The organism is Jannaschia sp. 2305UL9-9, from assembly GCF_041403465.1.
GTDB lineage: Bacteria > Pseudomonadota > Alphaproteobacteria > Rhodobacterales > Rhodobacteraceae > Jannaschia.
This window is the reverse complement of the sequence record NZ_JBGEHM010000002.1, coordinates 1,021,110-1,035,585: the sequence shown is the minus strand read 5'-3', so window position 1 is coordinate 1,035,585 and position 14,476 is coordinate 1,021,110. Positions and strand designations below refer to the sequence as shown.

The 14,476-nt window shown below is 65.5% G+C and carries 12 protein-coding genes; 1 reads left to right on the top strand and 11 read right to left on the bottom strand.

The genetic code is table 11. From position 1 onward, the window contains the following. Positions 1-28 precede the first annotated feature (28 nt). From V6N07_RS13080 to V6N07_RS13035, 10 genes are all read right to left on the bottom strand, one after another. Positions 29-1,336 carry a flagellar hook protein FlgE gene (locus V6N07_RS13080; RefSeq protein WP_371156745.1) on the bottom strand — a complete coding sequence of 436 codons (1,308 nt, stop codon included), beginning with the start codon at positions 1,334-1,336 and terminating at the stop codon, positions 29-31. 126 nt (positions 1,337-1,462) lie between these two features. After that, positions 1,463-2,263 (bottom strand): flagellar motor protein MotB, encoded by an 801-nt coding sequence (locus V6N07_RS13075; RefSeq protein WP_371156744.1) that lies wholly within the window; start codon positions 2,261-2,263, stop codon positions 1,463-1,465. 54 nt (positions 2,264-2,317) lie between these two features. After that, positions 2,318-2,866, bottom strand: a complete 549-nt coding sequence (locus V6N07_RS13070; protein WP_371156743.1) for a pyridoxamine 5'-phosphate oxidase family protein — start codon at positions 2,864-2,866, stop codon at positions 2,318-2,320. Then, positions 2,859-3,905 carry a lipocalin-like domain-containing protein gene (locus V6N07_RS13065; RefSeq protein ID WP_371156742.1) on the bottom strand — a complete coding sequence of 349 codons (1,047 nt, stop codon included), beginning with the start codon at positions 3,903-3,905 and terminating at the stop codon, positions 2,859-2,861. Before V6N07_RS13065 ends, V6N07_RS13070 begins: the two co-directional genes overlap by 8 nt. After that, entirely contained in the window at positions 3,895-6,282 is a 2,388-nt protein-coding gene (locus V6N07_RS13060; RefSeq protein ID WP_371156741.1) for an FtsX-like permease family protein, read from the bottom strand. The genes V6N07_RS13065 and V6N07_RS13060 overlap by 11 nt, the downstream gene beginning before the upstream one ends. Beyond that, the gene (locus V6N07_RS13055; RefSeq protein ID WP_371156740.1) at positions 6,279-6,935 is read right to left on the bottom strand and encodes an ABC transporter ATP-binding protein; all 657 of its coding nucleotides are present in this window, start codon (positions 6,933-6,935) and stop codon (positions 6,279-6,281) included. Before V6N07_RS13055 ends, V6N07_RS13060 begins: the two co-directional genes overlap by 4 nt. Positions 6,936-7,016: 81 nt before the next feature. Beyond that, positions 7,017-7,751 (bottom strand): peptidase, encoded by a 735-nt coding sequence (locus tag V6N07_RS13050; protein WP_371156739.1) that lies wholly within the window; start codon positions 7,749-7,751, stop codon positions 7,017-7,019. A gap of 157 nt (positions 7,752-7,908) precedes the next feature. Further along, positions 7,909-8,727, bottom strand: a complete 819-nt coding sequence (locus tag V6N07_RS13045; RefSeq protein WP_371156738.1) for a transglutaminase domain-containing protein — start codon at positions 8,725-8,727, stop codon at positions 7,909-7,911. Further along, positions 8,724-9,665 carry an alpha-E domain-containing protein gene (locus tag V6N07_RS13040; protein WP_371156737.1) on the bottom strand — a complete coding sequence of 314 codons (942 nt, stop codon included), beginning with the start codon at positions 9,663-9,665 and terminating at the stop codon, positions 8,724-8,726. The genes V6N07_RS13045 and V6N07_RS13040 overlap by 4 nt, the downstream gene beginning before the upstream one ends. 148 nt (positions 9,666-9,813) lie before the next feature. Continuing rightward, positions 9,814-11,241, bottom strand: coding sequence for a circularly permuted type 2 ATP-grasp protein (locus V6N07_RS13035; protein ID WP_371156736.1), 1,428 nt, complete (start codon positions 11,239-11,241; stop codon positions 9,814-9,816). A 132-nt stretch (positions 11,242-11,373) separates the two neighbouring features. On the opposite strand from V6N07_RS13035, the gene V6N07_RS13030 reads away from it, so the two are divergent. Then, positions 11,374-12,717, top strand: a complete 1,344-nt coding sequence (locus V6N07_RS13030; protein WP_371156735.1) for a nitrate- and nitrite sensing domain-containing protein — start codon at positions 11,374-11,376, stop codon at positions 12,715-12,717. Positions 12,718-12,741: 24 nt separating this feature from the next. Here V6N07_RS13030 and V6N07_RS13025 read toward each other — a convergent pair whose 3' ends face one another. After that, the gene (locus V6N07_RS13025) at positions 12,742-14,319 is read right to left on the bottom strand and encodes a phospholipase D-like domain-containing protein (protein ID WP_371156734.1); all 1,578 of its coding nucleotides are present in this window, start codon (positions 14,317-14,319) and stop codon (positions 12,742-12,744) included. Positions 14,320-14,476: the final 157 nt, after the last annotated feature.

The following is a 14,476-nucleotide window of genomic DNA, read 5'->3' as shown; positions in this document are numbered from 1 at the left end:
CCTCCTGTTATCGGGGCGCGGACCGGGCTTAGCGTTTGATGTTGGTGGTTTCCTGCAGCATCTCATCGACCGTCTGAATGACCTTGGCGTTCGAGTTGTAGGCTCGTTGCGTCTGAATCAGTTGGGTCAGTTCGGAGGCGACATCAACCGCGCTCTCCTCCCGGGAAAAACCGACAAGATCACCGACCGGACCATTGCCGGCATCCCACAGGTAGAAGGCCCCGCTGTCGGAGGACACCTGATAGCTCTGGTTCTCCATCGCCTTGAGGCCGTTCATGTTCGGCACGTCAACGATGGGGATCTGGTAGAGCCGTTTGGAAAAACCAGTGTCGTAGATCGCGCTGAGCGACCCGTTCGCATCGACCTCGATCGAGGCGAGAATGCCGACCGGCGATCCGTCCTTCGTGACGGACAGGGGCGCGAAGGTGTCCGACAACTGGGACAGGCCGCGCGCCTCCAGGGGCAGGCCGACGTCGATGGCCAGATCACCGCTTTGTGCCCCCACCGTCAGCAGGCCGGTCGTGGCGTCGTATGTGCCGGTGCCGAGGTCCGTAATGCTGGCAATCGTGCCGCCATTGTCCCGGCTGTCGTCGAAGACCACCGTGAACTCCCCGATCAGAAGCCCGCCCTGCGCATCGTCGGTGACCAGCATCGTCCAGGTGTTGGACGCAGGGTCGCCCGCCGCCGGGATCGTCGGGGAGAACGTGATGTCGAGGTTCTGGGCCTGGCCGAGGTTGCCGTAATATTCGAGGGACATCTCACGCGGATCGCCCGAAGCCGTCGGCAACGTATCGGTTGCCGGCAGGTTCACGCCCAGCGTGATCTTGGTCGTGGCATCGCCTTCGAACTGGTTTCCGTCGACCCGCACCGGTTGCAGCCCGCCCAGCGTGTCGCGCGCGAAGTTCGGGATTTCGCCATCCTGGTCCGCCGGCCAGCCCAACAGGGCAAGCCCCGCATCGGTGCGCAGAATGCCATCCGCATCGGGCCGGAAGGACCCCGTCGTCGTCATGTGCAGCGGCATGGCGCCGGACGTGTTGTTGATGCTGCTGATCGGCGTGACCGGCAGCATTCCACGCCCGCCGACCGCCAGGTCGGTCGGGTTGTTGGTGGTTACCAGGGTCCCGCGCTGATCGACGGCGCGCCCGGTTGTGACGCGCACACCACCGGCCGAATAGGCGCCCCTGCTTTGATCGAGAACAAGGGAATGGAAGTCGGCCGTCGAACGCTTGTAGCCGAACGTGGCCGAGTTGGCGATATTGTCGGAAATCGTCGCCAGCTTGCTTGCGTTCACGTTCAGGCCGGTCACGCCTGCGTTCAAGGAAGAGGAAATCGTCATCGATGGCCCTTTCGCCGGTATCTCACATCGGGGCTTCTCCCCGAGTCGGGCAACCTTAGGATCAGTGGGGTTAAGGGCCCGCTAACGCCTGCGACCAATCGCAGGCAGGGTTAACGAACCACAAGGTCAGGGGCGGGCATCCGCGCGCAACAGGACGATCTCGATCCGGTTGTTGCGCTGCGACAGGGGGTTGTCATCGACCGGTCGGCGGTCGGAATGACCGGTCAGCCTTGCAATCCGTGCCTCGTCCACCTCCAGCGGCAGAAGAGCCTGCCTCAGTTCACGGGCCCGCGCGCTGGTCAGGTCCCACCCGCGCGGCACACGTGTGACGATCGGCTCCGACGCCGTGAAGGCGCTGAGCGCGAGGGCGTTGCGTTGTTCGCGCAGAATTGGCGCGATCGATCCCAGCAGGCCCTTCAGAACAGGCGTCGCAACCGCATCGCGGAACAACGCCCGGTCCGGCAGGTCGAACAATTCGATGATCAGGCCTTCGTCGGTCAGGCGCACAGACACATGGCGCAACTGCTCCTCATCCAGAAGGCTGTCACCACCCTTACCCAGCAACGCGGCCTCGACCGCCTTCAGCTCGGCATCCGGATCCTCGGTGGTGCCGTTGTCGGTGGATGTCGTGATCCCACCGCGCCCCAGTTCGATCAGGGCCGCATCGCTGGCAAGGGACCGTCCGCCCAGCGCGCCGTCCCCGCCGCCCGACGAGCGGCTGAGGGCGATGGTCGGGCTGAAGTAGTCAGCCAGACCCTTGCGCTGCTTTTCGGTCGTGGCGTTCAGCAGCCACATCAGCATGAAGAAGGCCATCATCGCGGTCACGAAATCCGCGTAGGCCACCTTCCACGCGCCGCCATGATGACCGCCACCGCCGGACACCTTCTTGCGCTTTATGATGATGGGTCGTTGGGACTCGCTACTCATGATGCCGGCCTGTGCTTGACGAGCCGGAATTACGGGACAGGCATGAAGAAAGCGTTAGGGGGCGACCCACTGCCCGATCAGGTCCGGCCCTTCGAACACCGCCCGCCGGTGCGGCGCATGGGCCAGCGATACGGCATCCATCCGGGTCACACGTCCCGGCAAGGCAACGAACCGGTCGATATCCGGCGTCCGCGTCAGGTTCGCCGGGTCCGACAGCGGCACGCCCGGGGCCGGATCGGTTCCGTAGTTGTCACGCGCCGCGGACGGCACCCCGGCCCAGCGGTCCGGGTCCGCCGGGACGATGTCGCAGATCACGTTAACGCGCAGCTGCACCTGCGTCGCCGCGTCCCAGAACAGCAGGGTCGCCCGCGGGTCGTGACGCAGGGCGGCGACCTTTCCCGTCCGCAGATCGGAATGAACCTCGACCAGTGATGCCTTGGCGTCGGCCCGCCGCAGACCGACCATGCGCGCCTCGGGCCCGTGCCGACCCGCCGTGGCGAAAGCCACGAAGCGGAACGGGTCATCGGATCGCGCGGCCCCGAGGGCCAACCTGTCCCAAAGATGGGCGCGCAGGGTCGTCAGGTCATCCCAGGGGTCACTCATATCCCGTCATCTCCAGGTATCCGTCCGCCGTATGCGTGCCGCTCGCCGTCACGGGACCCTCCCAATAGGGAAACAGGGTGTCCTGCCAACTGTCCGGGTTGACCGCGCGCACCTCGATATCCACGCCCTCGGCAGGAAGTTCCAGTCGCCAGTCCGTCGGTACATCGCGCCCCGCCACGCGGCTCTGGGCCAGGGGCGTCAGCCGCAGCGCCCCGTCCGCATAGGGGGTAAGGTGCCCATCCGGCGTGATCCACGAGGCATAGGTGTAGGGCTGCGGCCCACGCAGCTGAAACCCCATGAGGCGGTGACCATCGTCAAGATGCAGCGAGAACCAGTCCCATCCCTCCTGATCGGCATCGAGGGGTTGGGACGACCACTCCCGATCCAGCCAGGCACGCCCCGTCACGTTCACGTCCCCCGTGGGCAGGGACAGGACGCCGGCGGCTTCGTAGAATGGCTGGGAATAGTAGTAGCTGGCCTGTCCGCTGCCGGATTTGACGGAAAACCCGTCGGCGCCATGAAACACGAGCGGACCTTGAGCCCGAAGATCGAGGTCATAGCCGGCCTCGGACGTGCGCGACGTCAGGGTCAGCGTATCAAGCGTCGGCCCCGCAAGTTCCCAGTCGTCGATCCATGCGCTGAACGGGGTCGCTGCAACGCCTGCTTGCCCAAGCCCCCCACGCGCCAGTTTTTCACCCGAAAAATGATCCTCCGGCGTCGTGACGCCGAAATGCCCCATCCAGACCTGAGGGCCTTCCGGCGACAGGGCCGAGCGGAACAGCGTCCATTGCACGCCATAGCGTGTCCCGTCCCCGGATTGCAGCGAGGCGGTCAGATACCACCATTCGATGCGGTAGTCCGGATGAGGGCCGTGATCTTGCGGAAAGACAAACTGCGGATCAGGCTCCGGCAGGGCGAACCCCTCACCGCCCTGCCCGAGGCCCGCAAACCCTTGGGCCGCAACCTGTGTGCAGAGGATGACGGCGAAGATGCAGGCCAGACCCCACTGGGGCGCCCAAGTCCCTATGCTATCTTTCATGCGCGAACACCTTGATCAGATCGGCAGGAGGAATGCGCCACAACCGCCAGGCAGGGATCGCGGCGGCAAGGACCGCGGCGACCACGCTCCACCCGCCGAGGGCCAGCCAGCCGCCGGGGTCCGGCAGAAGTGGCAGGCGCCAGCCGAACGCCTGCACGTTCACGACCGCCAGCAGGACCCATGCAAGGCAGATGCCGACCGGCACCGCCACCAGCGCGGTCGCCACCGCGAGGATCAGCGCACGCCCGAGGTCCGACACCGCAAGCTGTCCGCGCGTCAGCCCAAGCGCCCAGACAGGCGCGACCTGCGGCAGGCGCATCGTCCCCAGCGTCGTCAAGGACGCCCAGAGCGCGAATCCCGCCACACCCAGCGTCAGCACATTCAGCGCAGCCGTCACGGCAAAGGTCTGTTCGAACACGGCCAGCGAGAACCCCTTGATCGCCGCCTGCTCGACCACTTGATCCGCTTCGAGGTCGAACGCCGCGGCAAGCTCCGCACCCAGATCGGCGGCTTGGTCCGGGGGGACGCGCACCGCGAACCGCAGACGCGGCGCGTCCGGGAACGCCGCATCAAACGTCGCAAGCCCGAGGATCGCCTGCCCCTGCGGATTGCCATAGTCGGAATAGACGCCGATCACCGGCAAGGGCCCCGTCGCCTGCAGGGACAGCAGGTCGCCGGGCCACAGATCCGACCGGCGGGCCAGCTGTTCGTTCACGAGGATTCCGTCCCCCGCGGCCAGACGAGCCCAGACCTGCGGCACGGCCTGCAACAGGGGCCAGTTGTCGCGATACGTCGGATGGTCCGCCACGCCGAAGACATCGCCCGGCGCATCCGCCAACGTCGCCTCCGCCGAGACGATCGGCAAAACGGCATCCGCGCGCCCCTGCAACCAGCCTTCGATTTCCCCGGCCTGCGCAGGATCCGCTGCGGTGACATACAGCTCGGATGCGAGGCGCTGATCCAGCCACCCGGTGAACGTCGCACGAAAACTGCCGACCATCGTGCCGACACCGATGTTCGCGGCCAGTGCAAGAAGCAGGGCCATCAGTGCAAGGCTGAGCCCCGGAACCTGCTGGCGCGCATCGGCCCACAGCCATTGCGTCACCGCCCCCCGTGCCCGCCCCGCGCCGAAATCCAAGACCACCACGAGGATGGGGGGCAGCAGCAATGCCGCACCAAGCAGAAGGGCGCCGAGGGCCGCGAAACCCGCGATCAATCCCTGCCCCAGCACCGCAAGGGCCACAGACAGCAGAAGCAGCACGCCCCCGACCGCCGCCTGAATGCGCATCCCACGCCGCTGCGCACGTGCCCACGCCCGGGGCATCGCAGGCGCCAGAATCGGCATCGTCACGATCCGCCGCAGGCTCAGCCCACCGGCCCCTGCCATGCCAAGACCCGCCATCGCAAAGCCGGACAGCCACCACACCGGGGACAGGCCGAGGCTGCCCGCGACGGAGGCCCCATAGAGACCCGACAACGTCGCCGCCACGCCCGGCAGCAAGGCGGCCGCGATGACGTATCCCAGCAGGATGCCCAGCGCACCCGCAACCAGCGTAAAGATGAAAAGCTCCGCGATCAGCACGACCGCAAGGGTGCGCACCGGCAGGCCGAGCGCCCTCAGCGTGCGAAAAAGGGTGCGGCGTTGCTCGAACGCCAGACCGATGGTTGCGTGCACGATGAACAGACCCACGACAAAGGCCAGCAATCCGAACGCCGTCAGGTTCAGGTGAAAGCTGTCGGTCAGCCGGGCAAGATCGCCATCTGCCTCGGGTTGCGTGACCGTGGTGCCGGGCAACAGTCGGACCAATGCCTCGGGCGCGTCCGGCGCATCCGGTCCGATCAGCAGGCGGGTGATGTCCGTTGTCCCGACAACCTGTTGCGCCGCCTGAATGTCGATCATCACGAGCCCGGGGGCCAGACCGTCCAGCCCCCGCCCCTCGGGCAGGTCGGCGGGCAGGCGCGGCAGGGTTTCGGGCGCGGCGAAGACGATGCGTCCGGCAAGAAACGCGCGCAGGAGGTCCGGGTCCGACAGGTCGGGCACGACGGCGCCTGCGCCCTGCGGCAGGGTAAAGGGATCGATCCCGAACAACCGCAGGCCCGTGCCCGGAACCTGCGCCTCGACCACCGGGGACACTGGCCATCCTGCGCGGCGCGCCGTCGCAAAATCCGCCAGCGTCAGCGGCCCTTCCACCCGTGGCAGGCGATCCTGCCCCAATGTTGCCGCCGCCTGATCGTAGTTGACGCGGGCCTGCGCATTGATCGCCTGCACCCCTGTCCACAGACCTGTTGCAAGGGCCAGTCCGACCACCAGCGTCAGCAATTGGATCGGGTGCCGCCGCCAATGGGACCAAAGCGCCGAGAGCGCGGCCCGGATCATGCAATGCGCCCCGAGGACAGGTGGATCCGCGCATCAAGGCGGTCCGCCAGACGTGCCGAATGCGTGACCATCAGGAAAGACGCGCCGCTGTCTGCAACGAGGTCCAGCATCAGGGCCAGAACGCTGTCTCCGGTCGCCTCGTCGAGGTTGCCCGTCGGCTCATCCGCAAGGATCAGCGCGGGTGCCGCCGCCAGCGTTCGCCCGATCGCCACGCGTTGCTGCTGTCCGCCGGACAGCTGTTCGGGATACCGGTCCAGATGGGCGGTCAGGCCGAGGCGCTCGGCCAGGTCCGTCTGCCGCGCCGGGTCCGCGCGGCCCGCAAGGCGGGCATGGAACGACAGGTTGTCGGCCACCGACAGGGACGGGATCAGGTTGAACTGCTGAAACACGAGGCCGACGTCGCTGCGCCGCAGGGCGGCACGTCCGCGGTCGTCCAGTTTCGTGATGTCGCGCCCCGCAATCATGATCCGACCGCTATCGGGCGCATCCAGCCCTGCGATCATGTGCAACAGCGTCGATTTGCCGGAACCGGATTCCCCCGTCAGGGCAAGCGTGCGCCCCGCCTCCAGATCGAAGGACACGCCATCCAGAACCCGCACCGGGCCATCGGCGGAGGAATAGGTCTTTGCAAGGTCGCGAACAGAAATCAGCATGGCCCGGACGGTAGCGGCCCCGGCCCCGGCTTCAATGGCGCGCGTCGCCCAACCTGACGATTGGCATGCGCGCCACCCGGATCACAATGTCACATCCGGCAGGCTGTGAAAGGCCTGTCGCAGGGCGTTCGACCATCCATCGGAGATCGCGCGCCAATCGCTGTCGGTTTCCTGGATCCGGCGGCTTGTGCCCAGCCGCAGGGTGTCGGCCTCCAGAACCTGAAGATCCAGCGGGGTGCCGACCGACAGGTTCGCGCGGATCGTGGAGTCGAAACTGACCATCAGCAATTTGACGGCCGTCGCATAATCCATGCTCGTCTCGAAGGCGCGGACAAGGATGGGGCGGCCGTATTTCGTCTCGCCGATCTGGAAGAACGGCGTGTCGCGCTGTGCCTCGACGAAATTCCCCTCGGGATAGATCAGGTAGAGACGCGGCGAGCTGCCCTTGATCTGACCGCCGAGGATCATGGTCGCCCCGAACGTCTTGGTGGCGCTTGCGGGTCCTTCCTGACTGCTGTCCGCGATGACGTCCTGCAGGGTCTTGCCCACCAGTCGGGCGGCCTGGAACATCGACGGCACGGTCAACAGCGACGGGTCGCGTTCGGACGGGGCGAGGTTGCGTTCGTCCAACAGGGACACGACCGCTTGCGTCGTCGCCAGATTGCCGGCCGTCATCAGGACCAGCGCGCGCTCTCCCGGCACTTCCCATGTGAACTGCTTGCGGTAGGTCGAGATGTTGTCGACCCCGGCATTGGTACGGGTATCCGAGAGAAAGACGAGGCCGCGATCAAGCTGTAGGCCGACGCAATAGGTCATGGTGTCCTGTCCTGAAAAGATAACCCGTGGGAGGTTGGTCCAGACGACCCCGCTGTCAACCAAAACCATGCGTGAGGCGCGGCGCAATCCATCAAATACGCCGGGACCGGGCGGCTTTCCCACACCGGACCGGTCCTGTCGCGACCCGACAAGGCCTCTATTGCTGTTCCGCACCTTCGCTGACGTGGACGGAAACGGACATCTCTTCGAGGCCCGCGCCCTGCCGGATTCCCGATATCGGCGCGGCATCGGTATAGTCCGATCCGGTGGCGACCCGGACATACCGTGTATCCGGCGAGATTCCGTTCGATACGTCGAAACCGACCCAGCCCAGACCGTCGACATGGGCCTCGGCCCAGGCATGTGTCGCTTCCTGATCGTCCCGGTCATTCATCTTGAGATAGCCGGAGACATAGCGCGCGGGCCGGTCCAGCAGGCGCGCGGCGGTCACGAAGATATGGGCGTGATCCTGACAAACCCCGATGCCCTGCGCGATCGCCTCTTCGGCCGTGCGCCCGACGCTCATGTCGGCGGTATCGTAGGCGACCTGATTGCGAATGGCCGCCGACAGGGCGTGCATCTGGTCCAGCTGATTGTCCATGCCCCGCACGTCGCGCGCCAGGGCCATCGTTCCCTGACCCCGCCGGGTCAGGTCGGTGGGGCGCAGGAACATCCAGAGGGGCATGAACCCGCCGTGGGCGCCGATGACGCCGGAGGCATCCGACATTTCGACCACGCCCTCTGCCGTGATCTCGACCTCCTGCGCTCCGGGGTCGAGCGAGACAAGCTCTACCGTGTTGGCATTGCTGTCATCGAAACGGACTTCGACGCGGCCGCCACGCACGACCGTCCGCCATTCGACGATCCGCTGACCGTGACGCGCCTTCGGCGTCAGCCTCAGCTGTTGCAGGCCGTAATCGACGGGCTGGTCATAGCGATAGGTGGTGACGTGGCGGATCTTCAAGGAAGCGGTCATCGGGTGAACCTGAAGTCTTGTTCGACCTGCTGGCCGAGGGCTGCGTTGCCGGCCAGGAAATCCTGCAGGAAGCGGTGCAATCCCTCCTCGAAGATCGCTTCGATGGTGAGATTCTCCAATCGCCGACAGATCGCGTCGGACCGGTCATGGCAGGGCTGACGGATGCCGTAATCCTGTTCGAGATATGCGAGGTTGGTGCCGATCTTGCTGTAACAGAATGCAAGGCTGCGCGGCATGCGACCATCGAGGATCAGGAATTCCGCAATCGAAGACGCCGCCCATGCGTTGCCATGCACGGCCCGGAATGCGCCCTCGGCGGAGACGGCGCGCAGGATCATCTCCCATTGTGCGTTGTCCAGGCGGGATCCGACGCCCGCCACGGACGGCAGCAGGACGAAATACTTGACGTCCAACAGGCGCGCGGTGGCATCGGCCCGTTCGATGAAGGTGCCGATCCGGGCGAAATCATAGGCGTCGTCGCGCAGCATCGTCCCATGCAGGGCACCGCGCACGAAGGCCGACCGGGCCCTGATCGTCGCCAGCGCATGGGGCAGGTCACGGGTTGCGATCCTGCGCGCCAAAAGCTTGCGCAGGGTCATCCAGCATTCGTTGACCGCTTCCCAGATCTCGCGGGTCAGCGCAGTCCGTGCGGTCCGCGCATTCGTCCGGGCATTGTCGATACACCCCAAAACGGAAGAGGAATTGTCGGGCGAGCGCAGAAGGAAATCGATCGCCAGATCGCTGGTGACCTCGTCATGCACCTGTTCGAAGGCACGGCGCACCCCCGCCGTCGCAAGGATCGAGGACCATTCGCTGTCCGAACTGTCCGGCCGGGTCAGGGCCATCCGTTGTCCGGTCTCGATCAGACGGGCAAGGTTCTCTGCCCGCTCGAGGTAGCGGAACATCCAGTAAAGGCTGCCTGCGGTCTTGCCCAGCATTCAGCATCCCCCCCACACATCAGAGGTTTGTGGCGTGGCCTGCACCGGCATCAATCGTTCCATTCGCTGTGTCGCACCGTCACGCACCGCCAGGCGAACGCCATGGCCGGACCCCGAAACGGCAGGCCCCTGTTCTCGTCGCCATCCATCAGTCATCCTCGAGCACCCAGGTATCCTTGGTGCCACCACCCTGGGAGGAGTTGACCACCAACGACCCTTTCTTGAGCGCCACGCGCGACAGCCCGCCGGGCGTGATGTCGATCCCGTTCGGCGAGACGAGCACGAAGGGCCGCAGATCGACGTGGCGCGGGGCAAGCCCCTTGCGGGTGAAGATCGGAACCGTCGACAGGCTGAGCGTGGGCTGCGCGATATAGTTGGACGGCCGCGCCTCCAGCTTCTTGCGGAAGGCCGCGATGTCCTTGCGCGACGCCGTCGGACCGATCAGCATTCCGTATCCGCCGGAGCCATGGACCTCCTTCACGACGAGATCCTGCAAGTTGTCGAGAACATGTGCCAAGGCATCGGGGTCCGAGCACCGCCACGTCGGGACGTTCTCCAGCATCGCCTTCTCGCCGGTATAGAATTCCACGATCTCGGGCATGTAGCTGTAGATCGCCTTGTCGTCGCTGACCCCGGTGCCGGGCGCGTTGGCGATCGTGATCCCGCCGGCGCGATAGACGTCGAAGATGCCCGGCACGCCCAACATGGATTCGGAATTGAACGTCAACGGATCCAGATAATCGTCATCGACCCGGCGATACAGCACGTCGATCGGCTTGTAGCCCCGCGTGGTGCGCATCGCGACCCGCCCGTCGACGACGCGCAGGTCGTGCCCCTCGACCAGTTCGGCACCCATCTGGTCGGCCAGGAAGCTGTGCTCGTAATATGCGGAATTGTGGATGCCGGGCGTCAGGACCGCCACCACCGGCGCCCCGTCGCAGGCAGGCGGAGCACAGGCCGACAGGGAGTCGTGCAGGTTCTGGGGATACCGGCTGACCCGTTGAACCTTGTTGCGGGTGAACAGCTCCGGAAAGGTGTGCAGCATCGTCTCGCGGTTTTCGAGCATGTAGCTGACGCCGGATGGTGTGCGGGCGTTGTCCTCCAGCACGTAGAACTGGTCCGGGCCGGTCCGCACAAGGTCGATGCCGACGATATGGGTGTAGATGTCGCCGGGCGTATCGACCCCGATCATCTGCGGCAGAAAGGCATCGTTCCGCGCGATCATCTCGACCGGAAGGACACCGGCGCGGATGATCTCCTGACGGTGATAGATATCATGCAGAAAGGCGTTCAGGGCGCGCACCCTCTGCTCGATCCCTTTCGACAGGCGCGCCCATTCCCGCGCGGCGATGATGCGCGGAATGATGTCGAAGGGAATCAGACGTTCGCCCGCCTCGGCCTGACCGTAGACATTGAAGGTGATGCCCGTCAGGCGAAACGCATCCTCGGCTTCGCGCGCCTTGGCCCGCAGGCGGGCCGGGTCTTCATGCTCGAACCAGTCGGCGAACTCGGCGTAGGCCGCGCGTGTCACGCCTTCCGTGCCCAGCATCTCGTCAAATATCGGGTCCGAAGTCATCGCGCAGCCCTGTTCAATTCCTCCACTCCGGAGCCCTGCGCCCCACAGCGTCGCCCAACACTGCAACCTTCCTAACCTTTTGGAAACCCTTGCATGGCAATTCGATGGGAAACGAGTTGGAGTGAACATGCCATGAACCGACTGAAGCTGCTTACGGTAAGTCAGTCGATGGCAGTCATCTTCTTCTCCGGATTCGCTGTGGCGGTGCTGTTTGCGCTGTCCTTGATGTCGGCTGAATTGCGGAAATACCGAAGCCTGTCGCAGGACCGGGCGCTTCTGGTCGCTGCCCGAAATATGAGCACGGCAATCGATGTTGTTCAAAGAGAGCGCGGTTTGACAGCGGCGTGGCTGGCCGCGCCCACGGCTCAGATCAGCGAGGCCCTGCAGGAGCACCGCGTCGCGACGGACGCGGTGCTGTCCCGATTGCAGGCCGAGACGTCCGACATGGCCGGCCGACCGGGCGACCTTTCGATCGCATCGATCGCACCCTGGCTGTCGGACATGCGTCAGACGGCAGATGCCCGCATGACGACGGCCAACGTCTTTCGCGATGAGATGACGGCCAAGATAGACGACATGATCGGCACGATCGTCCATAGCGCGCAACAGGCCAGATCCGCGCGCCTTGCCCTTCTGATCCGCGATTCGACCGACCTGCTTTGGGCCAAGGATGCGCTCGGACTGCAAAGGGCCATCGGCGCCAAGATCTCCACCCATCTCGACAGCGGGCGCTCGGTGCCGGCCGCCGACATCGCCGACCTGCGCAACCAGGTCCGCGCGACCAATGAGGCACTGGGCCGGTTCCGCCTGACGGCAAACGCCGAAATCCTCTCTGCGATCGAGCTTTGGCACCGCGCGCCCGCCACCCATGCGTTCGAACGGATCCGCGACAGCATCATCGCGGGCGCCGGTATCACCCTGCCGCCGGACTTCTCGGCGGCTGTCTGGCTGTCACTGAGCGATGCGTCGATCGAGGGACTTCATCGTCTGGCCCTGTTCGAGCATGAGCGGCACTATCCGATCCTGCGCGCGGAAATGGCGGACCTGCGCGGCCATATCATCGGCAACGTGGCCCTGTTGGTGGGGCTGTTCCTGATCTTCGGAAGCCTTGCGTTCGCCACCCTCAAATCGGTCGACAAGGCGGTGCGCGATCTGATCGGAACGATCTGCAACCTGTCCATCGACCCTCCGTCGACGCGGGTTCCGCCGTGCCCGCAAAAGGATCTCAACCAGATTTCCAAAGCCCTCAGGATCCTGCGCGCGGCGTTGATCGAAAGCCGCCGCAATCAAGAGGCTGCGGAGCTGATCCGATCGAGCGTGGATGAACACCTCGCCAACGTGCTGACCGCCGCCGAGAACGGCGCCCTGGATCAAAGGCTGGACGTTCTCGGTCTCGATGCACATGGCGCCCTTCTGGCACGGGGCATCAACCGTCTGCTGGATCAGATCGAACGCGAAAGGACCGCATCGGCCTGACGCGGAACGCGCCTGACCGTCACGTCAGACGAGTTCATCGGGAGCGAGCGGAATATCGCGACCGAACCTGCGACCGGGCCCGGCCTTGTAGGGCACCAGGAACCCACCCCGTTCCTTCGGCGGGGTTCCCGTATTCGCAGCCGCTTGCGCGCGCCAGGCGTCGACACAAGTCTCCAACGCGCAAAAGGGACGCGCGGCATCACCGGTGATGGTCTCGCCCAGCCAGTGCTGCAAAAGCCGTGTGCGCAATTCGACGACAGAGCCCGTGTCGCGCAGCGGCACGCCGAACTCAGTATCCCAGCGCAGGCTGCGTCCGTTGAGGTTTGCACTGCTGACGAGGCCGGCCTTGTCGTCGAACAGACAGACCTTGGAATGCACATAGATCAGCGGCGCGCCGTAAAGGGTATCGCGATCCCCGGACTGCGACGGCCTGGGTTGCACGGGCGAGCCGATGAATGCCCGCGACCCGAAGGCCTGCCGGATCCGGCGGATGCACCGCGCCTGCAGGTACTCGCCGAACCGGGCGTCCGATCCGCTGTTGCGTTCAAAGGCCACGTCTTCCGGCGCGGCGGGCAGGACCATGAACAATTGCAGGGACGGCGCGCGCTTTGCGGCCTTCTGCAGGGCCCGCGCAATCCGCCGGTCCCGCATGAATTGCGTCTCGATATAGATCAGGCGGTCCGCCGAGGCGATGCCGTCGAGGATCTCCGCCTCGATTTCGGACAGGACCTTTCGCGGGGCAAGCACCCGCGAAAGGCCGCGCGCGGCCTTGGACAGGGTGCGCAGAACGGTGCCGTCCCCACGGCGGGCGGTCTGCATTCGGCGCGTCACGGGAATGAAGTCTTCGAGATGTTCCGCCGCCTGCCCCGCGGCACGGGGGTCGTCGAGCATGAGCTGCACATCATGCCATGTCGTCGCCGCGGGTTTCTGGTGCAGTTTGGTATCGTAGCGCCGTTCGTTGAGATCCAGCCCGCCGCAATACAGACGGCGGCGGTCGATCACGGCCACCTTCTGATGGTGGGTGACGGGGGCCAGCTCCGGCATCATCCAGTGCCGGGGGCGCACGCCATCGCCGTACTCGACCAACTGCGCCGCCAATCCGGGCCGGTCGCGCAGATACTGGGCCCGCGCGTCGGGCGTCATGGCTGAGATCGCGCGCGCGCGCTTGGACAACATCACCTGCACCTTGGGCCAGAGCGCGAGGCGCGCCACACCCGTCAGCCGCGCGGGATGCAGGTTGGCGGAAACGTGGACATCCGCGCCTTCGGGGGCCAGTTCACGCAGGGCGGCCCCGATGCGCACGGCGCGCCAACTGTCCGCATGCAACGCCTCGCCGACCACCGGATCGAAATCCGACAGCATCAGCCTGACCGAGACACCGCGGTTCAGGGCATCCAGTATGAGATCGAACCAATCCCGCCCGATCGCCTGCGCCCGCGTGCTGCGCAGGCGCGTGCTGAAATCGAAGATGCGGAACCCCGCGATGATGCTGTCCTGCGCGTCGAGGACGGCGTCCTCGAACGCGGGATAGGCCTCTTCGGCGGTGACGAGGAAACGGGGCGTCACCGGGGCGGCGTGATGATCGGTCGCGGGCTGGGACATCGCGGAAATCCGTCGGTTGAGAAGCAGTCAGGGAATGCGGTCACGGCAACCGGCGCGCACACCGATAGCGGCCTGCGGGCCAAACGTCGACCGTCCGCTGTTTTCATGGTGAGAACACGCTTGGGTGAAATGGGTTCCAACAACGTGACCCGGGTGG

What these genes read in the sequence shown, in the direction of transcription:
- V6N07_RS13080 (WP_371156745.1), bottom strand. Translation starts at nt 1,336, where the DNA reads ATGACGATTTCCTCTTCCTTGAACGCAGGCGTGACCGGCCTGAACGTG.
- V6N07_RS13075 (WP_371156744.1), bottom strand. Translation starts at nt 2,263, where the DNA reads ATGAGTAGCGAGTCCCAACGACCCATCATCATAAAGCGCAAGAAGGTG.
- V6N07_RS13070 (WP_371156743.1), bottom strand. Translation starts at nt 2,866, where the DNA reads ATGAGTGACCCCTGGGATGACCTGACGACCCTGCGCGCCCATCTTTGG.
- V6N07_RS13065 (WP_371156742.1), bottom strand. Translation starts at nt 3,905, where the DNA reads ATGAAAGATAGCATAGGGACTTGGGCGCCCCAGTGGGGTCTGGCCTGC.
- V6N07_RS13060 (WP_371156741.1), bottom strand. Translation starts at nt 6,282, where the DNA reads ATGATCCGGGCCGCGCTCTCGGCGCTTTGGTCCCATTGGCGGCGGCAC.
- V6N07_RS13055 (WP_371156740.1), bottom strand. Translation starts at nt 6,935, where the DNA reads ATGCTGATTTCTGTTCGCGACCTTGCAAAGACCTATTCCTCCGCCGAT.
- V6N07_RS13050 (WP_371156739.1), bottom strand. Translation starts at nt 7,751, where the DNA reads ATGACCTATTGCGTCGGCCTACAGCTTGATCGCGGCCTCGTCTTTCTC.
- V6N07_RS13045 (WP_371156738.1), bottom strand. Translation starts at nt 8,727, where the DNA reads ATGACCGCTTCCTTGAAGATCCGCCACGTCACCACCTATCGCTATGAC.
- V6N07_RS13040 (WP_371156737.1), bottom strand. Translation starts at nt 9,665, where the DNA reads ATGCTGGGCAAGACCGCAGGCAGCCTTTACTGGATGTTCCGCTACCTC.
- V6N07_RS13035 (WP_371156736.1), bottom strand. Translation starts at nt 11,241, where the DNA reads ATGACTTCGGACCCGATATTTGACGAGATGCTGGGCACGGAAGGCGTG.
- V6N07_RS13030 (WP_371156735.1), top strand. Translation starts at nt 11,374, where the DNA reads ATGAACCGACTGAAGCTGCTTACGGTAAGTCAGTCGATGGCAGTCATC.
- V6N07_RS13025 (WP_371156734.1), bottom strand. Translation starts at nt 14,319, where the DNA reads ATGTCCCAGCCCGCGACCGATCATCACGCCGCCCCGGTGACGCCCCGT.